Annotated in this window: 16 protein-coding genes and 1 pseudogene; 5 read left to right on the top strand and 12 right to left on the bottom strand. The window is 42.5% G+C overall.

Annotated features, from left to right (window positions below; genetic code table 11):
- Positions 1–62: 62 nt before the first annotated feature.
- Together B1A85_RS00145 and B1A85_RS00140 are read right to left on the bottom strand one after the other, a co-directional pair.
- Entirely contained in the window at positions 63–1937 is a 1875-nt protein-coding gene (locus tag B1A85_RS00145; protein ID WP_104544931.1) for a penicillin-binding protein 2, read from the bottom strand.
- Positions 1938–2167: 230 nt separating this feature from the next.
- The gene (locus B1A85_RS00140) at positions 2168–2713 is read right to left on the bottom strand and encodes a hypothetical protein (RefSeq protein ID WP_104544930.1); all 546 of its coding nucleotides are present in this window, start codon (positions 2711–2713) and stop codon (positions 2168–2170) included.
- Between the two features lie 350 nt (positions 2714–3063).
- Between B1A85_RS00140 and B1A85_RS23765 the strand changes: the two genes are divergently transcribed.
- From B1A85_RS23765 to glgB, 3 genes are all read left to right on the top strand, one after another.
- Positions 3064–3234 (top strand): hypothetical protein, encoded by a 171-nt coding sequence (locus B1A85_RS23765; protein WP_168192319.1) that lies wholly within the window; start codon positions 3064–3066, stop codon positions 3232–3234.
- Positions 3235–3594: 360 nt separating this feature from the next.
- Positions 3595–3906, top strand: a complete 312-nt coding sequence (locus tag B1A85_RS00135) for a hypothetical protein (protein ID WP_104544929.1) — start codon at positions 3595–3597, stop codon at positions 3904–3906.
- A 165-nt stretch (positions 3907–4071) separates the two neighbouring features.
- Positions 4072–6363 (top strand): 1,4-alpha-glucan branching enzyme, encoded by a 2292-nt coding sequence (gene glgB, locus B1A85_RS00130; protein ID WP_104544928.1) that lies wholly within the window; start codon positions 4072–4074, stop codon positions 6361–6363.
- A 211-nt stretch (positions 6364–6574) separates the two neighbouring features.
- Here glgB and B1A85_RS00125 read toward each other — a convergent pair whose 3' ends face one another.
- The 6 genes from B1A85_RS00125 to hpsA (B1A85_RS00100) all read right to left on the bottom strand — a co-directional run bounded on the left by B1A85_RS00125 (position 6575) and on the right by hpsA (B1A85_RS00100) (position 15946).
- The gene (locus B1A85_RS00125; protein WP_104544927.1) at positions 6575–7762 is read right to left on the bottom strand and encodes a virulence factor; all 1188 of its coding nucleotides are present in this window, start codon (positions 7760–7762) and stop codon (positions 6575–6577) included.
- Positions 7763–7988: 226 nt separating this feature from the next.
- The gene (locus tag B1A85_RS00120) at positions 7989–8246 is read right to left on the bottom strand and encodes a TIGR03643 family protein (protein ID WP_104544926.1); all 258 of its coding nucleotides are present in this window, start codon (positions 8244–8246) and stop codon (positions 7989–7991) included.
- A gap of 137 nt (positions 8247–8383) precedes the next feature.
- Positions 8384–8977: a Tfp pilus assembly protein FimT/FimU gene (locus B1A85_RS00115; protein WP_104544925.1), complete on the bottom strand. Its 594-nt coding sequence runs from the start codon at positions 8975–8977 to the stop codon at positions 8384–8386.
- A gap of 79 nt (positions 8978–9056) precedes the next feature.
- Entirely contained in the window at positions 9057–10019 is a 963-nt protein-coding gene (gene hpsC, locus B1A85_RS00110; protein ID WP_210404103.1) for a hormogonium polysaccharide secretion pseudopilin HpsC, read from the bottom strand.
- Positions 10020–10055: 36 nt separating this feature from the next.
- Positions 10056–10745, bottom strand: a complete 690-nt coding sequence (gene hpsB, locus B1A85_RS00105) for a hormogonium polysaccharide secretion pseudopilin HpsB (protein WP_104544923.1) — start codon at positions 10743–10745, stop codon at positions 10056–10058.
- Positions 10742–15946, bottom strand: a complete 5205-nt coding sequence (gene hpsA, locus B1A85_RS00100; RefSeq protein WP_104544922.1) for a hormogonium polysaccharide biosynthesis protein HpsA — start codon at positions 15944–15946, stop codon at positions 10742–10744. The genes hpsB and hpsA (B1A85_RS00100) overlap by 4 nt, the downstream gene beginning before the upstream one ends.
- Before the next feature lie 343 nt (positions 15947–16289).
- Between hpsA (B1A85_RS00100) and B1A85_RS24180 the strand changes: the two genes are divergently transcribed.
- Together B1A85_RS24180 and B1A85_RS00095 are read left to right on the top strand one after the other, a co-directional pair.
- The gene (locus B1A85_RS24180; protein ID WP_210404102.1) at positions 16290–16442 is read left to right on the top strand and encodes a hypothetical protein; all 153 of its coding nucleotides are present in this window, start codon (positions 16290–16292) and stop codon (positions 16440–16442) included.
- 12 nt (positions 16443–16454) lie between these two features.
- Positions 16455–16937, top strand: a pseudogene (locus tag B1A85_RS00095) (Uma2 family endonuclease); the annotation flags it as partial.
- Between the two features lie 168 nt (positions 16938–17105).
- On the opposite strand, the gene B1A85_RS00090 reads toward B1A85_RS00095, so the two are convergent.
- From B1A85_RS00090 to hpsA (B1A85_RS00075), 4 genes are read right to left on the bottom strand one after another with little or no spacing between them, the layout of a single operon-like run.
- The gene (locus B1A85_RS00090) at positions 17106–17657 is read right to left on the bottom strand and encodes a Tfp pilus assembly protein FimT/FimU (protein ID WP_104544921.1); all 552 of its coding nucleotides are present in this window, start codon (positions 17655–17657) and stop codon (positions 17106–17108) included.
- A 27-nt stretch (positions 17658–17684) separates the two neighbouring features.
- Positions 17685–18689, bottom strand: coding sequence for a prepilin-type N-terminal cleavage/methylation domain-containing protein (locus tag B1A85_RS00085; RefSeq protein WP_104544920.1), 1005 nt, complete (start codon positions 18687–18689; stop codon positions 17685–17687).
- A gap of 32 nt (positions 18690–18721) precedes the next feature.
- Positions 18722–19441 carry a prepilin-type N-terminal cleavage/methylation domain-containing protein gene (locus tag B1A85_RS00080; RefSeq protein WP_104544919.1) on the bottom strand — a complete coding sequence of 240 codons (720 nt, stop codon included), beginning with the start codon at positions 19439–19441 and terminating at the stop codon, positions 18722–18724.
- 38 nt (positions 19442–19479) lie between these two features.
- Positions 19480–24087, bottom strand: coding sequence for a hormogonium polysaccharide biosynthesis protein HpsA (gene hpsA, locus B1A85_RS00075; protein ID WP_104544918.1), 4608 nt, complete (start codon positions 24085–24087; stop codon positions 19480–19482).
- Positions 24088–24147: the final 60 nt, after the last annotated feature.

Genomic DNA, 24147 nt, shown 5'->3' with positions numbered 1-24147 from the left:
GTTTTGAGTGATGCGTGATGAGTGGTGAGTTATATAAAAACCACTATTCTTCCTTTGCTCCTCTACTCCTCTGCTTGTCTGCTCTCTTGCGCAGGTATAGGTTGACTGGGGGGAATTCGTTCAATTGAAATGAGCGATTCCATGACGGATCGCACAATAGGTGCTGCGACGGTTGAGCCGTAGGCAATTCCTTTGGGTTCATCAACGATAGCTAAAACAACGTAACGAGGTGCTTCTATAGGCATCATGCCGACAAAACTTGTAATCACGGCACCGCGCCGATAGCCACGTCCGCCGATGTTTGCTTTTTGTGCTGTACCTGTTTTCCCACCAATGCGGTACCCTGGCACTTGTGAGGCTTTGCCGCTACCCTCAAGAACGACGGCTTCTAGCATTTTGACGACAGTCTGCGTTGTTTGTGGCGAAAAAATTGCTCTGGGCTGTGGCAACTTAGGCTGCCATTGCAATTGACCTTGATTATCTATTAACCCGCGTACAACATGAGGCGTGATGAGTTTGCCGCCATTCGCTAAAGCGGCATGAAGTTGCACTAGCTGAATAGGTGTTAGTGAAAATCCTTGACCAAACGAAGCGGTTGCAGGTTCAATCGGGGAAGTAACAAACTTGGCTTGATTTTTCAGTTGACCTCGAGCTTCGAAGGGGAGGTCGATACCGACAGCTTTTCCTAAGCCTAGCTTTTGCAGCCAGCTATAGAACACGTCGGGTTTGAGGCGTTGCATCACTTGTACCATGCCGACATTGCTGGAGTGTTGCAAAATTCCGGTAATTGATAGGGCAACATTACTCTCTTTCTCAGCGTTGCGAATCGACCAACCACCCACTTTAATGACTTCGGGGTCGGGGAAGACATCGTTGGGTTTAATAACTTGCTCTTCGAGTGCGATCGCGATATTTATCGGCTTAAAGGTCGAGCCTGGTTCGTAAAGATCTGCCAGTAACCAGTTTCTAAAAAACTGAGGCTCAAAGTTGAAATACTCATTGGGATTGTAAGAAGGCTCAGAAACCAAACTTAGAATAGAACCATCCTGTGCGTCCATCACAATTACGCCACCGCGCTTGGCGTTGAACTTTTGCATTTGTTCGCGCAAGGCGATGCGCGCAGCGCGTTGCAGTCGGGTATCGATCGTGAGTTGCAGTTTTGTTTCATCGCGGTGGACAAAGCCTTCAGGAACGTAAGCGCTCAATAATTCTCCATGACGAGCTTTGCGCAACCTGACTGGTTCTGCTGAGCGTTCGAGTAACTGTTGTTGACTATACTCTACCCCTGCTTGACCGCGATGGTCTCGATCGACGTAGCCAACAACGTCAGCAGCAACCGTTTCTTGAGGATACAACCGCGAGGACTCTTGAACCAAGTCTAAACCGTTTGCTTTGAGGTTTTTGAGCTTATCTGCAATTTCTTCTGATAAAGCTGACGCGACTCGAATACCTCGATTGCGATTATTGTTGTACCCATTTACGAATGAAGTAACAACGTCGATGGTCGGACGACTGATAATTTCAGCTACTTTCTGAGCAACCTCTTCAGCTTCTGCGACACTCTTAAATAACCTAGGATGTACGTACAGCGTGTACACCTGACGATCAATTGCTAACACATTATTGTTGCGGTCAACGACTTGACGGCGAGGCACAAAAGGACGTACATAGGTCGTCTGTTGCTGTTGCGCTCTTTTTAGTAAAGCTGAAGAATGCACAACTTGGAGATGATACAAGTTCCCCGCTAGCACTAAACCACCAGCCAGCAATACACCCCACACTAAAAGCAACCGAAAATACGGTACTGAAGAACGTTTTAACGGTTGACTCAGTCGTTTCTTAGTTTTTTGCCGAGTTGATTGGCGTGGTGCGTCCATAGTTGTGACTCTACGACGCTTGCGGTCAAAGCTAGAGCCAGGAGGAACTGAAGTAGGCATAGGGCAAGTTTTAAGTTGTTAACTATACTCAAGTCGAAAAGACGAGGGTAAGCAGAATCAATGATACAGAACTTACGCAGTTTGTAAAAAATTGATCGCACTAGCATAGCGCTAGTGCTGCGTTAAATGTTATCCGCATATGTCCGATCGCTAAGGAAGCGAGTTTTCACGTAAGTTCTAAATTGAGACAAACATTCTTGATGTACTGTGCACTCGTCGTTTACCTGTGCTTAATAACCTATAGGAGCTGAAGTATGAGGACTTTTACGAGTCGTCACTGAAGTTGCAGATACAATTGTTTCTGCGGAGCGTGCGGGGCGTTGGGGTGCTGATTTCAAGAAAATCGCCTGCGTGGGATCGGCAGGAAGTAAACCTGTTTCAGGTTGCTCAGCTTGCTGCGCCATTTTATTTTTCAACACTTCAATTGCTGTTGTGAACTGCCGTTCTTGACGTTGTAAATTTTCTCGCTTTTGGTATGATTGATACCATTTTCGCTGTGAATAAATTGTTCCGCTATAGAGTGCGAGTACTGTCGCGAGCAAGAAAAAAAGCACTACAGTAGAACTGCGTTGCAAAATGCTGAGGCGAATTAACCAGTGAGGTTTTCTGGCACTGGGTAAAATCGGCACGCTTTGATGGCGAATTGTCGTTTTTTGGGAGAAGTTTTCTGTAGGTCGCACTCGGCGATGAGAATCGCTTGTATGTGCAGCAGATGTCGATTTCAAAGCGTTTGTTCGCTGATTGTTGGTTACACTCGATTGATAAGCAGCACGCATAAATTTATTACTGAATTGAAAGCTAGTTGGGTATTGAGAGCGCTAGCTACTAAAAGCTGCGAGTCGCTCTCATCGTATCATTTAGATAACTTTCTTTCGTTCTCAAACGATCAGAGCATCTACGATGTGATTGCTACCGTATTGGTTTAAAGCTTGTACTGAATAGACTTGAATAGAGTTAGATAAGCACCGCTTGAAAAGCTCTGTCTTAAGAAAGAAGACGACGTATCACCAAAGTGATAAGTTATCAAGCTAATGCAGTCAAAATTGCACTTCTGTAAAAAAAATCAACAAATGCGGTATTGTAATCAACGAGCAGATTATTTGCTGTCATTGGTGAAAGAGGAGTTATGAACAAAAAAATCCTTGGTTTTGCTTTATTTTTAGGCTTGCTCGCCACTACCTTGGGAGCATGCGAGCCAGGTGGTCCTGGAGGCACGGGCGATACAGCACCTGGTGCTGCCCCAGAAGCTCCTGCTACAGATCCGGCTGCAACTCCATCTCCATCTCCATCTCCCTAGTCATCTAGAGTAGTTAAAAACTCACTTTTCGTCGATTCAAGCTATGCTCTCTCCTACAAAGGCAAACGTCTATTTTCGGTAGCAGCATTTATCCCTTGTGCCGATAATTATGACTTCTTTGCAGGAGAGTGCTTTTTTATTTTGTCAGCTAACTAACTGCGGAAAAGTTATTTGATTTAAAAAACAAACAATTTAAATAATTCTCAATAGAATAAAGTTATAAATCTTGAATTTGACTTGGTGCTGAGAAGACTCGACAAGATAAGAATTGAAATTTGACAAGGATCGTAACATCGTGCTGATAAGTTGAGAAAGTTAAATTTCCTCGAGCGACTGTAAGCACGAAAACAGTCAATAGTTATGCTGAAAGCGATTAATAAATTCAGTGTGGGTGCTAGTGTAAGTCTTTTCTTCGGATGGAACGCTTCTACGGCGTTGGCTTTACCACCTCCAGAGGATATACCAGAAGAGATTTTACGAACAGAGATTATTACAGAAGCGCGATCGCCCATTGATGGCAAACGACTGAGTGCGGCAGAATATGCAGAATTACAAGCTCAATTACAAAGTCGTCAAGTGACTCCGCCGCTTTCTGCGCAGGTGAGAGAAGCTGTACAACTTTTGCGCCTGCGACGTATCATTCGCACGTTGCTGCCATTTTTACCAATTTAAATTTCCAAAAATACTATGCTGCAATCATTATTAATACAGCTTCCTGATGCTGCTACTTATGCAATTGCAGGTTGTTTGGCTCGAGCAAATGATTGCAAATAAATGTAAAGAATATGTATAAATATGACGTAGAAATAAAAAATTTGTTTTAGGTAAGGTATTTTCATGTCTATGACCATCGCCCCAGAACAGGTTGAGCGCATTGTCTGGAATCAGCATGACGATCCGTTTGAAGTGCTTGGTTCTCATCCCATAGAACAAGATGGCAAAACCGTGTGGGTGGTGCGAGCTTATTTACCAAACGCGAGTGCAGCATGGGTAATTCGTCCAGAAGCACGAATTGAATATCCAATGCATCCGGTGCATCATCCTCATTTCTTTGAATGTACGATTGACGTTTCTGAATTAACAAACTACCAATTAAAAATTAAAGAAGGCGATCGCGAACGGGTAATTTACGACCCTTATGCTTTTCGTTCGCCAAAATTAACCGATTTTGATTTACATTTATTTTCAGAAGGCAACCACCACCGAATTTATGAAAAACTAGGGGCACATCTTACCGAAGTTGATGGCATCAAAGGCGTTTATTTTGCAGTTTGGGCACCGAATGCGCGCAATGTCTCAGTTTTGGGAGATTTCAATTACTGGGATGGCAGAAAGCATCAAATGCGTAAAGGCGTGACAGGCATTTGGGAGTTGTTTATTCCAGAAATTGGTGTTGGCGATCGCTACAAATACGAAATTAAAAACTCTGACGGGCACATCTACGAAAAATCCGATCCTTACGGGTTTCAACAAGAAGTGCGCCCCAAAACTGCGTCTATTGTTGCCGATCTCGATGCTTACGTTTGGAATGACGCACAATGGATGGAGCAGCGGCGTCATACAGATATCTTAACACAGCCTATTTCGGTTTATGAAGTCCACCTAGGTTCTTGGCTACACGCTGCCTCCGCAGAACCAGCTAAACTGCCTAACGGAGAAACAGAACCAGTTGTTGTGGTGTCTGAACTTCAACCAGGGGCGCGATTTTTAACTTATCGGGAACTTGCAGCAAAATTGATTCCCTACGTTAAAGATATGGGCTACACCCATATCGAACTGCTACCGATTGCCGAACATCCGTTTGATGGTTCGTGGGGTTATCAAGTCACAGGTTACTATGCTTGTACCTCGCGCTACGGCAGCCCAGAAGATTTCATGTACTTCATCGACCAATGTCATCAAAACGGTATTGGCGTGATTGTCGATTGGGTTCCAGGTCACTTTCCGAAAGATGGTCACGGTTTAGCTTTTTTTGACGGTACGCATCTTTACGAACACGCCGATCCCCGCAAAGGCGAACACAAAGAATGGGGAACGTTAGTTTTTAACTATAGCCGCCACGAAGTCAGAAATTTCTTAGTTGCCAACGCTTTATTCTGGTTTGACAAGTATCACATCGACGGCATTCGAGTTGATGCAGTTGCTTCGATGCTGTACCTCGATTATTGCCGCAAAGAAGGCGAATGGCTGCCTAATCAGTACGGTGGACGAGAAAATATAGAAGCCGCTGAGTTTCTGCGGCAAACAAATCATGTCATTTTCAGCTACTTCCCTGGAATTCTTTCAATTGCAGAAGAGTCTACAGATTGGCCGATGGTGTCATGGCCCACATATACGGGTGGATTGGGCTTTAATTTAAAGTGGAACATGGGTTGGATGCATGATATGCTGGACTATTTCAGCATGGATCCTTGGTTCCGCCAGTTTCATCAAAACAACGTGACGTTTAGTATGTGGTATCACCACAGCGAAAACTTCATGCTAGCGCTGTCACACGATGAAGTGGTGCATGGCAAAAGCAATATCATTGGAAAAATGCCAGGCGATCGCTGGCAGAAGTTTGCAAGCGTGCGCTGTTTGTTTACGTATATGTTCGCGCACCCTGGCAAGAAAACGCTGTTTATGGGGATGGAATTTGGACAGTGGAGCGAGTGGAACGTTTGGGGCGATCTGGAGTGGCACTTGTTGCAGTATGAACCACACCAACAGCTAAAGCGATTCATGAAGGAGCTCAACCATCTCTACCGCGCTGAGCCAGCATTATACACGCAAGATTTCGGGCAAGCAGGATTTGAATGGATCGATTGTAGCGACAACCGTCATAGTGTTGTTTCGTTCATTCGTCGCGGAAAAGATCCTGAAGACTTTGCGATTGTAGTTTGTAATTTCACTCCACAGCCGCATTCGCATTATCGAATTGGCGTACCTGAGTTTGGATTCTACACTGAACTGTTCAATAGTGATGCTCGCGAGTACGGTGGTAGCAATATGGGTAACTTAGGTGGTAAATGGGCTGAAGAGTGGTCTTATCACAATCGTCCCTACTCAATTGATTTATGTCTGCCGCCTTTGGGAGTACTCATTTTGAAACTCGATCGCGAGAAAACTGCGCAAGCATTGCGTCAATAGTTGAATGAGTTTAAAGCCCATAGACTAAAGTCTGGGGCTCGATCAACAAAGTGTAGCTGCACGCACTAGATCTTACGAAGAATTTCGCAGCTAAACAAAAAAGATTAACTCCGTGGATTTACTGATAAAAATTTAGTTTTAGTAGAGGAAGGTACGCTTTGCTATAGTAGTCTGATTTCAATCAGAGGGCGTCTAAGATTCATGCAGAAAGTTACTCCGTTAGCTCGCCTTGAGTAATTCGCTGCCACATTGGTAGTTGAGTTTCACCACCGCCCTCTATGCGCTCTAGCGCTGCCAGCATTTCGATTCGAACGTCAAATTCAGCTTCGCGCTCGACAGCACGGCGTAAGGCTGCAATAGCGCTTTGGTCGCCCATTTCATTCAAGAAGCGAGCGGCTCGCCAACGAACTAACTTGGAGGGATCTGCTAAAGCTTGACACATTGTGGCGATCGCACTTTTTTCCCCCAAATCGTTTAAGGCATCACCCGCAGTGCGACGAACAATCGCCGATGGGTCTGTGAGAATAACGCGACAAAGCGGCTCAACAGCAATTGCCACACTACTCGTACCCAAAAGCGCCGCTGCCCAGCGCCGAATCGTACTTTGTTCGTCATCGAGTAAAGCTACAACTTGAGAAAATGTTTCAGGAGTGACTTCAATTTGTTGCAGCGCCTTGAGTCGCTGTTTCCAGTTCGGATGCTGCAAATCAGCTAAAAGCTCTTGCTGTGAGGTTTGGTTTGTTAGCCCTGGTTGGCGGTCGTTAGCAATGGCAGCTGCTGCGATGCGAGCTAACTCATCTTCGTCGATGAGACTAGCAATTTCGTCTGCAACAAGTTGCGCCACTTCATTCAAAGCACCAGCAGGAGACTGATAAGGTTCCCAACGCCGCTCGGCGATATAATTTGCTTTTGTCGCACTAATTACCCGTTGGAGTGCTTCGTTAAATCGCTCTGGTAATGCGACTCGTGCTTGTTGACCATCAGAAGCGATCGCGCGAACTTGCACAGGAATACCGCGAAACATTTGAACGGCTACCTCAACATGACCTAGCGACGTCTGCTGTAAGTTCGTTGAATGAGATGCCGCGATCTCCTGCGGTTGTTCAACATTGGCGAGTAGCTTGTTGGCATCAGCATCCTTGGCAACTCCAATAATACGCACAGCTTGATTGAGAATCGGTTGCCAATCCGCATTTCCCTTCCGCGTCAGCGTGATGAAATCCTTAAACAGAAAGACCGATTGAATATTCTCAATAGCAAGTAACTGCTGGGCTAATGCTGGAGTATCTTTTTGCTCTACTCCCTGCTGTAGCGTCAAGGCTTTGGTACTGATAGACTCATTCAAATTGAGCTTGATGCAGCTAGGGCTAGGAGTGGTTTCAATCGAGAGAAGTTGCATAGCTTAGTCCTTAAGCTCAAAGCAAACAACCACAGCGTAGTCAGCTTGATTTCAGCAATGTGGTATTTAATTTGATCGTAGCTTGCTGCCACTTGGCTGTAGGTCGCTATGTAAGGAGATATAATAAGCCCTACTATTGACAATTCGTTTGTATGACAATCAACACGAGCATTTGCAATAAGTTCTTTCAAAAATTTTTAGCGATCGCCTGAGTTGAATTTGCTATCTAACTTCCTTTCTGATTTTGAGAACGAAAACGTCCTTGAACAAAGTCGCGTTTTTTAAGGTGTTTTGTTTTGCGCCCACTTACACGTTCGCGCCACATCTTAAAGCTAGATTCTTTCATCTCGCGCCTCATTAAGGCAATTACCTGTTTTTCCGTTAGCCCAAATTGTAGGGCGATCGCTTCAAACGGAGTCCGGTCTTCCCATGCCATTTCGACGATCCGGTCAATCGTTTCAGAATCTAGATTAGGGATGTTCATAGATAGTTCGTCAGTTTTGGAGTTGCAGCCGTGTAACTTTTTAGGGATACACTGTTTAAGTTTAACTTTTGTAACAAAATATCAAGGTAGCGAATCCCGTCTAGCATCCATCGAGATGACTCTATATACCCTTGGTGTTAGCCACTAGGATTGCATTGCTCTTCACTACCTGTTTGCATTGCACCAAGAAGAGTTCTGACGGCAACACATCGCCTTGTTCCCTCAACGGGAGTTGTGGAATTGTTACGACGTTGAGCTACTGTTACAATTAAACCTTTGTCGTTTGCAAATTTTGCTTCTTCGGTTAAATTGCCTTTAAAATTAAAGCTAATTGTTTGTGTTGTATTAGCTGTATAAGCGATCGCCGTAGTGGCAACACTTTGATCGTTAAAATTAGTTCCTAACAAAATTTGTTGTGGGTTAATTCCTAAATCTTCACCTAGGGTTTTCCAATCTGTATTACTAGGTGTCGTTCCTTTAGGATGGATGGCAATTTGAGGAATTTGATTGTTAGTTCTAAAACTGACGCTGTAGCTAATTTTTTGCTTTCTAGCTTCTTGCTGCGCGGTTTGTAAAGCACGGAGAATCGATTCGTTTACTGTATTTATCCGTTGACGATTCACAAAGCCTAACCAAGAAGGTACGGCGATCGCTGATAAAATTCCGATGACTAAGGTAACAACAATAACTTCGATTAATGTAAATCCAGAATCTAATTGTTCATTTGACATATGTTAATTGTAGAAAGGTAATAGGTAATTGGTAATCGGTTGTATCTAGTTACCAATAAGTAGTAAGCTTTATATATGATTAGTTACGGCTGAGTAATCCGCTTCCTTGAACTTGAACGCTGACACTAGGGCAATATACAGAAGTAGGATCGCACGTTGCATCATTTCTAATTCGCGCGATCGCATTTCCTCTTAAATAAACTTGTGCTGTTGTATTAATTGAGTCTACGCAAGCGTAAAAACCACTGGCGACAGCAGGAATTTGTTGCATATTGGCTGGACAATTTTGCTGTTTTGTGCTAGCGCTTGTATCAATAAAATCTACAAGTGTAGTAACGCTATTTGTGTAGTTTTCGTTAGCTTTTTGCCAGCGATTCATCTTATCTTTAATCGTTAATCCAGGGGTTCTTAAACTAAAAGATTGAAAACCATCATCTGGCGGCTCAATATAATTATCAGGATTTCTTGAATCTTTGATGCCATCATTAATTTGAAATCTGGCGATCCGCGCCGTATTAGATTCAGTTGTATTTGCTGGATTTTCAATTAAGTAATATGCAACTAACGAATAAACAAAAGTATCATCTAGTTTAGTATCAGCTAAACAATTGATTGAATCGCTTGTACAGGGAGATAAAATTTCGGGTTTAAACTCGCGTTTCCAAAACACAAGGATAGGAGTACAATTTGTACTAGCATCGCATCCTGGAACAGGTGCTAACGGTGGAATTTGATCTTTAATTCCTGGCTGAGTATGGGTTGAAGTATTATTTAAACCATCAGCATCATAAATATAAATTGCCTGCCTTAAATCTTGCGTAATATAATTAATCGTTGATTGCAATTCTTGATCGGTATTAGCTTTGGCTTCCTCTTGTCGCTGTGTTGTTAAAATATTGAGCATAAAATTCATTAAGGGCGTGATGACTAATCCTGCTAGGACAATACCTACTAGCAGTTCAATTAAGGTAAAGCCACCTTTTGATTGCGAGTCAAAACGGTTTGTGTAGATGTACCGAAGCAGTTGAAGTGAGTTCATCATGGCATAGCTATCCTCTTGTTGCCATTCGTATTACTACTACAGTTGACAACCACCGAGGCGATCGCACAAATCTTGCAATCGGGTTTCTGTCGTACTAATTTCGGTAGTAATTTCGAGTAATGGGGCTTTGCGATCGCCTAACCCGCTGGTAAAAGTGGCTTGCGTTCGTCTGGTATCCGCATCACTTTTAACGAGGGGTAAACTATCGCTAAAAGCATCAGCGCGATAAACTCTCACACCTAATAAATAACCTTTTGTGGCATCGGTAGACGTAGGTGTAACACTACGAAATGCTTGAACAACAAGATCGCGAACGCTGTTACTGCTACAACCTGCTTCTGCATCAAAGTCAATGCAGTACAAACTCAGATTTGCAGAATTTTGACAGTACGGATAATCAGGTGTTGTGGGGGTGCAATTTGTTAAACCACTCGCAGGTGGAACCGCAGCATTTGCGAAAGTAACGCGCTGGGCGTTGAATTGGCGAGTTGCGCTAGTATCAACTTCGTTAAGGACTACGGTATGATTCGGTGGTGGAATTGTGCCGTTTCGGATACCATCAAGATAAGTTTTTGCGGCTTGGGTTGCAAGTTCGACTCGGCGGGCTTGTACGCGGTTGCCGACAGAAAGTACCATGACAGGTGCGATCGCACTCATCAAAATGCCAACAACGACGATCGCGACTAGAGCATCAACAATAGTAAAGCCTTGTGAACGAGAAATCATGGCGTGACGTTAGTTTGGATATCTTGGTAAGCATTTAACGCGGGACAACTCTGGGGGCGATCGCTTGCATCAACCGCATAGGTATAATTATTGTCAGAACCTTCTACTGCACATAGCAACGTTTCAATCCAAGGATCGTCGCGATTGACTTCGCGAACAAATTCGTTAGTCGCATTTGCCAAAGGTTGCGTAAACTTTTGTGCAAATAAATCTGGTGACTGCGCTAAAAGCGCAACATCGAAACTCCATTGTCGGTTTGGCGTCGCAAAGTAAGGTAGCGTACCCGTAAATTGACCGTTGTTCGTTCTATACTGTGTAAAACTGTAGTCAAAAATGCTCAAACTACCGTCATTTGCACTCGATTTACTGCCTAAGATTGGTGCAAATGGTGCTGTCGCATAAGCACTGCGGTGTAGTTGAATAAAACTACCTTTAATATTTAATGTTCTATTTCGCCAATTTTCGAGTAATCGGACAAAATTTGGTAAACCTGCGGGTTCTTCTCCTGGACGACTAGGGCTATTTCCTGAAACAAAGACAGCATTGACAGTCGTATCATCTTCTGGGGTTTGCAGCCACGCATCTTGCAAATCTACACTTCCGCGATCTAAAGTATTTCCGCCAGGAGAACCATTAGGGCTATGAATTTGGAGAACGGGAATTAATAGAGGTTGTTCGTCAGATGTTATTGCTGTAATTTTGCTTCCTTCGGTAAAATTTCCTCCTTTCTGCGGTAAATCTTGAAATCCGAGTAAACGACCATTGATTTCTACATTTTTTAATACAGGAATACCAAGACCATTATTTAAGAAAGTTCCTGCTAAGGAATGACGTTTATCATCAGCAACTTGATTTGTAGTGAGATTTCCATTAATTACCCAAAAAATATTATTAGGACTCACTCCAACTAACTCAATATTAACTCCGTAGTGATCCTTGCCTTCTGAACCAAATTGTAATTGACCTGTTGTGTTTCTAATAATAAATATTGACTCTTCAGAACCAACAAATCTAATTGTTGTTGCAGCTACATTATTAGTAGGTATTCTCTCAGTGTCTAAGTCAACAATATTGATAGGTTTACTATCGTTAGCAGTGATAACTGTCTCCTGTCCGGGTTGATAATTTCCCTGTTGCGTCGCCTTAACAAGATCGTCATTGGTATCAGCACTTGGGTTCAAATTTCTTAAAGCTTCGTATACAGTTTGAATTTGGTTTCGCACATCTGTTCCGCATTCATTAGGTAATGCTTGCAGCGTTTCTCCACTTTCAAACTTATACTGCTTAGAGTATTTACCTGATGTTGTACAAATTGTGTAGCCAGAAATCGGATTATCTTCTGGTAAATTCAAACTAATAGTACCAATATCAGGCGTTGATGGCGAGACAAGTTGCGTATTTGGCGTGTATGCTAAAGGTTGTTCGCTGTTATAACTAGGCGCACTATCAGGTTGCTCAGCATTACTTGTTGTTCTAAACCATAAAGCATTACTTACTGACTTCGGACGCTTAGTGTTGTAAGTATCATATGGAAACATATCAACTTCATTTGCTGCATTAACTCCTATAGGTATGGGAGTCAAGCTATTTTGAAATTCTGAGAGTTCCAGCGTCCCTAATTCATTACGTTGAAACGCAACTCGCCGAGGATAACGTCTATCTTCAGGATTGAGTGCAGGTCTTGCTGTTGTTCCTGCCATTAACCTATCAGCTTTTGCGTTTTCAGGTAAATCAGGTAAACTTGCAGCTTTGACATCTTTGTTACCTTCATACCCAACTACCCAATCGTTAGGCTTACATTCTGATACTGGAATTTTACGGCAAATTTCCATAACGTACTCAGGAAAGTTAGTTCGCCGCTGCACCGGAGTGACACCATTATTTAAATAAGAATTTCTATCAGTACTTCTTTGTGAGTCAACACTGGTAGCAAAGCTATTATCAACAAATCCGTTTTTCTTGCGTTGTGTAGCAACTGAATTACCGATATGATTATTTAAATCGTAATCTCCATCACTGCGAAACCCATCAACAAAACTATTAGATAATACTGTAACAGCATCAGACATGATTGTTGCCGGACGCCATTGATCGCCGTTATTACCACAGCCTGGCTGTCCTTTTCTACAGCCAAAGTTTCTATCAAAATTTGTATTGCGAGTGTAAAAATTAGTCCAATTTGCCGTTAATCGTTCTAAAAATTCCTCGGTGGGAGTTCGCGTAAGTGGCTGTTGATGTAAATTGAAGTCACCTCGGATATACAGAGGTAAATTAGTAACAAAAGTCAGACCTTTTTCCACTTCTCGGTAGTTTTCATCGCGCGATAAGTTACTACCATTAATTAACCGAATTCCATTTGGACGACGCGTTGAATCGAGGATAAAATCATTCGGGCTAAGAAGTTTAGTTTCAATGCTGGTATCGCTTCTATCGGCTAATGCATCGTCACGACTTGCATAAATAATGCCACTATTGGGTAATAAATATTCTTGCGGATTTCTTTCGTTACCAATTTCTGTTTTTGCAAGTAAGCCTAAATCAATATCAGTAACGCGAATTTCTAAAGGTTGGCGTTTTTCTAGTTCTAAGTCGTAGTTACTCGGTGAATTATCTTTATCAATAGCTTTGATTTCTCTAGCGTCTAGAAAAGTAGCTTCTTTGATTGCGCCATGCGGAATAATCGGATTACTAACAGGAGAAAGACTATTATCTAAAATTCTGATTGCACAAATTGCTGTATCTATAGCTGAATTATCCGCTAGCGATCGCGTTTGATTCGCATCGATTTTCGCTAAAGCATCGCGCAATGGTTGATTGACAACGCGCCCATTCGGAAAAATGAGGCTTGCTTGAAAATTAAGTTGTTCGCGAAATTGATTAACCGCTGCTTCTCGACCGCCGATATCATTATACGGAGACGGATAAACGACACCATTATTCGATCTGCCATTTGCAGGCTGCGCGCCACTGATAACACCACTAACATCGGGTAAATCTTCTTGATTCCTGGCAGTCGTTGCCGTTGTAGGATCGTAGTAACTACTAATACACGCTGTCGGAGTTCTTTCGACATAGTCTGTGCCAGTGTAGCTTGAATCTATGTAATGATAGACAGCGGTAGCGCGCATCTGAAGATCGCCTTTTTTACTTTCTTGGGCATCCCCCGTCATCGGTAGCGCATCAGACCACACCACAATGTTACGATTAGCACTAAACGAACGCGTTCTAAAAAGCGGTGGTTCGGTGACTCCTTCTTCTAATTTTGGTTCCGGTAAAAAAGAAGCGGCGCGATCGTAAATTCCTGCACCTGTGATAATTCGCAAACCACCTGCGCCTGTTAATGTTGTAGAAAGTTGCTGTGCAGCTGCATTTTCCCAAAATCCATTGCGTTCAATGATTCTGCGGTCAGGAAGTGGTAAGGTTTGACTTGTGCGATAACGCGGTTGAGTATTGGGGTTATTCCAGTTGACGCCGTTATCAAATAATTGCTTTTCGTTAAAGCCTAAAAAGAAATTCCCTGTCTTTTTCCAGAAAGTTGGCAGATTATTACCAACCGCAATGCGATCGCCTACGTAGCTTTCTTTTCCTTCTTGCTGCTGTTTTTCTGGTTGCGTCTGGGGTAAGTTATACGGATTCAGCGTTAATCGGGTATTTATCGGTGTCGGTTCGCGCCACGCTAGCGGTGGTTCAATTGTATCAGAAGGAAATACACTTGTATCTATACCATTACCATCGAAATCGTATCGCTCTAAAGCAGCACGGCGATCGCTTGTCGCCACTTCTGCATAAGGTACGCGCCGCGTTAAGTTTCTCAAATACGTCTCGATTTGTTCGCCTAAGACATCCCACGCATTCAAACTACTCCCGCGCTGATTATTCGTATCTGCGATCGCTGCTGCAAATCCTGCTTTGACTTCTGGTGGATACTGTCTCACAGCTGCAACACTTTCTACGGTAGGGGGTATCTCATCAATCGTGTTGCGGCGCTCAAAATTTGGGTGGTAAGACAACGCTGTTTGCTTCATTAAAGCAAGGCGATGATTGTAAGCTGTATCGTTATAACTAACTTGCGCACCACCTGTTGTTGTTGTCGATTTAATGTTGCGATCGAGTGCAGCTGTTATCGGATTGTTGCCAAATCCATTGAATAAGTCGATATTTACGGCTGTGCGATCGCTTGTATCTGCTGCGTTACCTAATCCAACATTTCCCCCGACGGTTATTTTGCCGTTTTCTTCGTTATAAAAACACGAATATTGACTACTAACTTGATAAAACTGCGTCGTTGCGTTATTTTGACTGCCAACTAATAAATTACCATTTGTCGCAATTCTGCCATTTATCCGAAACGTCGAATCAGGAGTAATTTCTAAGTCGTTTTGAAACAGCGCTGCATAATTTCTGATTGGCGTGCGACTGCGATCTTGCTGGAATTCTAATGCATAAAAGCTGCGATTTCCGCGATAAGCTTCATAATTATTATCAATAGGTGGATTTGTAATGGGGACAGTTACAGTGTAAACAAAGAAACTCTTACTCAATTTTCCGCCAGATTGATACCATCCAGAGTCACCTAACGCGCGATCGCTATTTCTCAAGATATTTTCGCATTCTCTCCCCAAAGCTTCACCTTGCATTGGTGGCGTTCGTGCTTGCAAAGGATTTCGCGCTTCTTCTGCGGTATTACTACGAAAATAAATGCCATAAAGCGTATAGCTATCAAACTTACCGTTACCGTCGGTATCAACCGGAAATTTCCAAGCGGTTGTTAAGGTATCATTGTTGCCAGAACTATTATCCTGCGCAAGCTTCAACCGAGTTTCATCGCCGAGAGTATACTTGTTGCGGTTAAGGGCGTTTTCGAGTTCGGCATCCGTTGGCGTAAGTTGTGGTAAAGTTTGGTCGAGCAGTAAAGCATCAATTTTTGCTCTAGCGCGATCGAGTGCAGGAGTTGCAGCATTGAGTGCAGCTTCACTCACTCTTAGGTTACTTGCAGTACGCGATCGATCGAAGGAGCGCACCAAAATCGCAGTTGTCAGCAGCACAATCACCAACGATACCATCGCCACAGTTGGCAAGACGAATCCTGATGTAGAAGAATTCTGCCGTAGAACAATCAGATTCCGTAGCAGCCATTGTCTTTGCGGTTGCCTGTGCTTTAATTGATTTAAGATGGTATTGCTGTGCTTACCCGTTGACATAACTGCTTCCTTGCCACAAACTGAAATATTCTACCGCTGAATCTAAAAACAAGTTTGTTGAGAAGGCGACTTAGGACGTTGAGCTTTACATCGAACAGTATAAATTCTTGCTTGAAAAAACACAGTTATTGTAGCGTCGATCGAAGAACTGCTGTGAGCGCGATCGCATTTATACAAAATCTTTAAATAGTATTTTTACTCAAGCAACTTCGCTATGCGAGTGTGTTTTTAACTACAATGCTCATCAGAACTCCAGCATAAATTGCAGATGCCTTTCGGGACTATCCAACCAAAGTAGACCTTCGTACACTAAAATAAGAGCTTTACCAGTAAGTCCACCTTTGTGGGTATTGTTTATTTAGCCTGCGAATTTATTCGCGAACGCATTCTTTGGATTAGTATCAATAATGACACGAACCAAACTATGAGTCGCACTGCAAATCAACTCAGCCTTCAAGAGTTTCTGAATTTGCCAGAAAGTGACGAGCGGTTTTAACTTGTTGATGGAGAACTTGTTGCTACAATGGCTCCAACGACTCCTCATAGCCGCGTTCAAAAACGACTGCTGAGGTTGATTGATGATTGGTGCGAACAAAGTCATTTGGGTGAAGTTAACCCAGAATGGACTGCTGTCCTCAAACGTCGTGGGGTTGACTGGGCGCCCGTACTAGAGTTGGTATATATTTCATGGGGTCGAATTTCAGCTGATTGGAATGCAGGGGGTTCTTGTCCAGGAATTCCAGAGTTAGTTGTGGAGATTATTTCTCCTGGTCAAGCGTTTGGAGAAATGATACAAAAGGCAACTGATTATTTACTTGCTGGGGTAGATCAAATTTGGATCGTAGATACTAAGGCGCAAGCAGTTACAGTTTTTGAGCGCGATCGCTTACCACAGACTTTTTGGGTTGATAGTACAATCAGTACTCATGCGCTGCCAAATTTTCTTTTAAAGGTTGCTGATTTATTTCCAAGCGCAACGCCAAGAACTTGATGAGTGTGCTAGATGAAGTTCACACTTAGTTTTAATTTAATTGGAATGTGCAATCTTGAGCCGCAGCTTGCATACCTGAGTTTACTATTGCAACGTCGATATTTTGAGAAGATGATTTTCAAATGTATATTTGCGATCGCACTCTATACGCGCAAATAACAACTTAGTTTACGAACAACTAGCGTCTTTTGCTGTACGTAAAGCACCTAGTAATGTAGAGACAAATACACAGCGTTTCATATTACTGTTTTCCGTGCTTACTGTTATGCGTCTTAGCAAACCATTGACGTGACCTTTATGATTAAATTGTATAAATCTTACATTATTTTTAGATTGCAAGCTTGTTACAGTGCCAAAACGAATATTTGGATCGAAGCTATTCCAACTCACTAAATCATTACTATCGTTATTATCATTATCGACATCGATGTCAGCAGGATGAACTGCCCATTCTAAATTAATGACACCATTTCTGTTTCTTTCGCGAAAGCTAGCTTGCCAAATTTGTCTTTCTTGTTTAGCTCTATTTTGCGCAGTACGGATGGTTTGATAGATTTGGTCTTGTGCTATGTTGAGGCGACGGGCATTCACAAATTCTAACCAAGTTGGACCGGCGATCGCTGCTAAAACTCCAAGAATAAAAACAACAATTAATATTTCTATAAGCGTAAAACCTGTATTTGAGCTTATTTGTGTTTTGAAGATTATTTTATTCTTCATACTTTATTATTTAAATTCATCTCGATACTAGCGAGGAGGGTTTTTATCTACAACTCCTCTACCTAGAACATGGGTTTGTAAACCAGCAAGTGCCGCTTTACCGTATCCTCCTTGTCGTCTGTGAGTATTACCTCTGAGGTAAACAATGACATCGGGATATTGATTTTGCTGCTCTCGCACACAAGCATAAAAACTTCTAACTCTTGCTATTCCCTTATCTTCCAGCGTTTTATTATTAGGTGTTAAATCATAACCAGTAGGGCATTCGGTTGTGTTATTTTCAGCATCAGGCGTGTCATCTACAAAGTCTACTAAAGCAAGATTGTTACCACCATTAGCTAAAGGAAAATTATCTGAATTCTGTTGATTTTCTAGTTGACCTCCAGTATTTTGAGCATAGGGCCAAAAGCGAAAACTGGTACCAGCTTGTATTGGGTTGAAGTATCCCTTGTTTGGCTTGGGAGGAGAATCTGAGTTTAGTTGACTTAAAGTGTAACGAGTAATTCGTGCTTTTCCTTGCCAAATAGTATCGCTTGCTTGATTTTGTCTGAGGTAATAAACTACTAAACTAAAAGTTCGATTAGCTATGCGGAAATCTTTACAAGGATCGTTGACTTGTCCTCTAGTATCTTTGCATCCTTCAGGTAAATCTTCTACTTTCCAAAAAGCTAGTACAGGAACGCTCTTATCAAACATAGGAATATGGTTAACAAGACCTGGACAAAAAGTAGCTGGATCGCTAGTACTACCTTTACCTTGAATACATTCCCCAGAGTAAACGTATACAGCTTCTCTAAGGTCTTCACTAATGTAGTCTAAAGCCCCTTGCATTTCCTGCTGAATTTGACTTTTGACTAAATCTTGTTGTTCGGTTTCTAGTATGTTAACAACTAAGCCTAACAGTGCTGAAACAACAATACTACCAACAACCGAAGATACTAACAGTTCTATTAATGTAAAACCATTAGTTTTGGTTCTACGAAAAAAATATTGTAAAAAATTAACTCGATATTTATCAAAAAATGAAAACATAGGATTAAATTAATAGGCAAAATATAAAAATATTAATTTTTATCCAAAAGTTGTCTGTATTGCTCTAAAGAAAGACCAGATTGGCTGCGTGCCACTGTGGTATATACAACAGCTAGAGGATGTTGCAAATTATTTTGTGAGGTTAAGTTTAAAGGATTTCGTTGAGTACTTAGGGGAGAGTTACCACTCAGAAAAGCTTGATATTCGTAAACTCGCACTCCCATTCGAAAAGCATTAGGAGGTGGAGAACTATTACTAGGATTTTCTACTCCTTCTGCTGTTATTCCTGGTTGGCGGAAGAGTTGCACGACAAAATCAGGAATACATTCATTTTTGACATTGCGTCTGCAATCAAGAGGATTACCTTTCGCATCGCGATTAACATAAATGGCTAAACCTTTGGTTGAAGTTAACTGCTTGCGATCGCTTGTAAATCCGGTTGTATCTCTCTTGGGTGCTGGCGTATCCTGAAGTGAACTAGCAGTGCTTATGGGTGGTAGATCTCCTGCTTGATAGAGTTCTTGTTCTCCTCTGCGTTCGACGATGAGTCTTATTCTGTTAATTTCACCGTGAGCAATCTGCATTGCTTGTTCGGTTCTTTGATTTTGCACGCGTGTAGCTGCGGCGATGAGAAGAGGAGGGGCGATCGCCGCCAAGACAATACCAATAATGGCGATCGCAACTAACGATTCAATGAGGGTGAGTCCTTCATCTGAAGAACGACGCATGAACTGAGACAATCTCAATCGCATTTTTCTTTCCTATGCTCACTTTTGATTAACTCGAATGGTTATTTTTTCACGGCGTTGCGGAGTTGTTGAATATAAGGATCGTCGATTTTCAACTCGCGGTAAAATTCACTCCGCGTACCACTTGCAGTTACAAACCGCCGCGATACAGGACCCGCAGGCGCATATTGCAAACCAACGTCATAACCCCAACGACGATTAGGTGCGTTGTAGTATTGAATAAGTTCAGCAGCTTGAGGATTTTGATTAGTTTCCCACGCATCTTGGTCAAAGGGACCTGTTGCATAGGTGCTAAAGTTTAGCTGCAAGAAAGCACCGGAAATATAAAGGTTTCTTCCGTTCCAGTTTTCTAAAAATCGCGGGAAGTTATGCAATCCACCGTAAGATTGTTGTGCTTGGGAAGGGACAATGCCACTGATGATAATGGCATTCACGCGCATATTGTTACTAGAGTCGTTGCGAGACTTAGCCTCAGAAAATGGGTAATATCTTGTGCTGTTGTACTCTCTACGATTAGAACTGGGACAAGGTGAAGTATTAACCTCGCAGTACTCTGGGTTACCGTTAGGAGAAACTCTAATAGGAGATGTTGAATCGTCGTTCTCTCTCAGCCAATACTGAGTTGAAGTAAGACTATCTCTAGGACGGTTTTGGTTGAGATAAGAAGTACGTCCGTTACCAGTACCACAACCATACTGCGCCAGTGGAACCGTAGCACCACTACTAGTACCAGCGGTAACAAAGCCATCTTCGATACTGCCATCACAGAAGTTGTTGGAAAGAATTGTAACTGCATCTGCCAAAATTTCAGTAGGACGCCAAGTATCTGTATTCGGTCTGGCAAATCGAGCATCTAGCGTGCTGCGGGAATAGAAATTACTATAGTTGTCCTGTAGCAGTTGGCTAAACTCTTCTAATCTTGTGTTTGTATTAACAAGTTGATGTAAGTTAAAGTCACCTTGAATATAAACAGGGTTGTCGGAGATGAAGGATATACCGCGAATATTTTCATCATCAGGAATAGTAAAACTGTTGTTAGAGGAATTCACTCGCCGCAGATCAGTTCCGTTACGCAGACGGAAACCATGAGGACGACGATCCGGATCGGCATAGTAATCTACTGGTTTGGTAGTAATACCATTTGCAGAAGTAATTGGTGGATCTTGCGGTGTATTAGCATTCATTAAGCTATTAGCAGGTCCTGCGGGTCTAGCGATACCATCTTCTCTTACAGCATCTTCGCGGAAGGCATAAACAATTCCACCCTTAGGTAGCCAAGCATCATCGGTCACTCCTCTAATGGTATTCCTACGTAATTGATCCAAATCAATATCTAAAACCCGCACGCTTATCATTTCCCGACCGTTGAACATTCCTTTGTCGAGGAAGGGAATTCCTACAGAGGTACCGTTATCTCTAATGATGTTGATGCGACCTGAAGTCGTCGTTGTGTTGGGAAGTAGCCAATTAGTTCGGGCTTTTGGCTGAAGCGCGATCGCAGCAATACTATCTTCCGTACCATTCTCAATACCATTACCGTTTGTATCACCAATGACTTTGTAGAAGCGGTTATGATTTACGTCGTCAGTCACAAGAGGATTGGGATTAAAGATATACGCATTGGCAACGTAAGGTTCGCTTGTGGGTTGAATTACAGTCGCCCTAGGATTAGCAGCTAGTGCAGTAGGTGAAGCAACACCAAGATGATCGTGTTCTGATACGGGAAACAGGTAAAACAAAGAAGGATACTTCGGCTGCTCGGCTTGCGAACAAAAAGCCATTGTTAAACCCAGCCTTGCCCGTTCTAATCCATTAGCGTTGCCGCTACCATTGACAAGGAACGAGTTCGGATCGCAGCTTACTCTAAATTGCTGACCTGGAGAGAATTGACCAGCGTTTATATGTTGTATTGTATATATACCAGTCTGAGCATTATAACCATTGCCTACTCCTATCCCTCCAAGAAAAGCGTTGGAACTCAATTGAAAGCCAAAAGTGCGATCGCGCAATATTTGTTGTCGGGCAAATATTATGCGTGCTTTGCGAAGTAGTTCCGCTTTATTTGCACCTAATCCAGGAGAGTTATCTAAGGCATTAATCCATTCCTCTGCTGTAAAGTTGGCATAGTAGCTAGGATTGTATGTATTACTTGGGCAATTTGCTCCTCCTGTACTCGTGCAAATATTTGTACCATCAGCTGGTCTACCTATTTCTGGATTTCCAGGACTCGCAACACCATCCATTAGTTGAGATAACTGCACGCCCAAAGCATTCGTGCTAGTAGCCCCAGATGTATCATCCGCAATTTCTCTGTAAGCATCTTCGATATTTTGCAAGTTATACGCCAGCATTCCCATCATGCAGGAAGCGGTATGCAATGTAGTTTTATCAGCAAGGCTAAGATTGGCATAGGTCGTACCGCTATCTAGCAAAGCGACGACGCGTCGTAATTCAGAAAAATTACCCCACTGAGTTAGAACAGGATGCGGATGAATTTGTCGCCCAGCCGAAGGGACTGCTGGACTGGCTGTTGTATCTTGTCTAGCAGGAAAAGCACCAAAAGGGTCGCCAGCAAAATAGGCAAGATTAGTTAATGCTTTTCTCAGAGGTTGTCCTGCTGCAATAGCATTTGCAAACGCCGCATCTGTCGTCACTCCTGCTGGTGGATTGAACTCCCAGCCATTAGTGCCATTACCTGTGAGAAAATCTGTATTAATTCTAGAATTACCGTTAATAGTAACTGTGTTAAACGTTGTACTGTTATTAATCGTTGTAGCAGTACCAGGATGAGCCGTAGTTGCTAGACAAGCTACAGGTAAGTATCCAGAACTATGTGGGGTTGGACTATTAGCATTTATATTCCTATCAGGATATTTGTAGTGATAAATAGCCGACGCTTGTACTGCTGCTAAATTATCTCTTAAAGCCCGACGCTGACGCGCTTCATGGGTAATGTTTGTAGTAGGTTGACCTAAAGGATTTGCTAACTCTAACCGTTGCCCAACAATTATCCTTAACCCTTCCCGACGGGCGCGGCGTTCCCAGTATCCATCTAAGCCTAAATCTTCTGGATTGTTACTTTTCGGATTGTCTTTGGTAAGATCGTCAAAAGCCTCAGCACCTATTGTATTATCAATTGCATCGCCTATTTTTTTACCAACAGGAATCGTCAACCTTGTATCTCGACCATAGTTAGGTCTTGGTCCATAACGATTATCCGCGCGGTATGTATCATCAACATAAGGTTTAGGTTCTTGTTGATTAAAAATTCTTCTATGCTCCACAAAACTACTTGTATTCCATGCACTGCGCCTTACAGAAGTATTAGTAGGATCTGTGGTGTTTCTAGCTTTTGACTCATCTTGTGTATATAAAGCAATAGGATCGAGTGAAATTTGAATTGGGGTACGATTACCACCAGTTACTACTGAGTGTGTAGTCCCATTTAAAGTAACGTTTGGATTGCTGCCACTCGTAATGGGTGCAGTACCAGCACCGTTAAACAAGTGAAAAACTGAAGACCCATTGAAGTTATTGTCTCGGATTGTACCGTTAACAATTTGTCCCTGAAATGTTGTTGCGTTGTTTTCTGGATTTACAACCTGAGTAACTGTAATTTCCGAAGCATCGCGAGTATACAAGCAAGAACTCGGCGAACTGATAAGATAAGCAGTAACTTGATTACCACCGACAAACAAACTACCTTCGGTGTGCAAAGCGCCATTCCAGTTGAACGATGGTCCTGGAAAAATTTCTAAATCGCCGCGAAACCATCCACCCCACTTATTACCGCGATCGAGTTGTCGATCTTGCTGAAATTCTAAAGCCGCAGTTGCACGTTGATTTTCTCCTGGGATAACAACCGCGTTAACTTGAAAGTTCTTCCGCAAAGTAGCAGCATTAACATTAAACCAGCCTTGCTCTACCGCTGTACTACCACTATTCGCTTCTAGTTGACGACAAGCTTGGTTAGCTTGTGTAGCACTAAATGGACCATTGCGTGTTTTAAGATTTTTCGCTTTATCTTTAATGGCAGTGTCGCTTTGATCTTCAAGCTTATCTTGCTCTGGAGATTCTAAAATTATCGAATAAGCAATTGTGGAATCTTTACCGTCAAGTTTACCGTCTCCATTACTATCTATTTGGTAAGACCAAGCATTATCAAGTTTTTTATCACCATTAATATCTAAACGCTTCTCGCCTGGCAAAGTATATTTATCATTTACCTTACCGTTGCTATCTGTTTGTACGGCAACTCCATTACTACCATCGTTGAGCATCATACTCTGTAAAACTGCTTGCCCTGGAACTCCATTTGGTAAGCGCGTATCAGCAAATAATGCTTCTAACTTCGCCTTGGCACGATCTATCGCAGGAGAAGCCGCATTATATATTTCTTTTGCTTGATAGTTTCCTACTACTTGTGTCGTGCGATTTAAGCTACGAGTCAATATAGCGCCTGTAACTAAGGTAACAACCAACAAAAGCATTGCTGTCGTTGGTAACACAAATCCACTCTGCAAATTTCGTCGGCGACGGCTTGAAGAACGACGCAACAGCCAATACAGCTTTCGTTTTGTCAAGAGTATAAAATTGACGAATTTCTGCAAAATGCGAATAGGCATTTTAATAAATTTGCGCTTAACCATAATAGTTAGAGGCAATTAAAGCAAATATAATAAATTCAATATTTCTGTAATAACATTGCG

This window comes from Chroococcidiopsis sp. TS-821, from assembly GCF_002939305.1.
Classification (GTDB): domain Bacteria; phylum Cyanobacteriota; class Cyanobacteriia; order Cyanobacteriales; family Chroococcidiopsidaceae; genus Chroogloeocystis.
The sequence above is the reverse complement of the archived record's forward strand: the minus strand, read 5'-3'. Positions and strand labels throughout refer to the sequence as shown.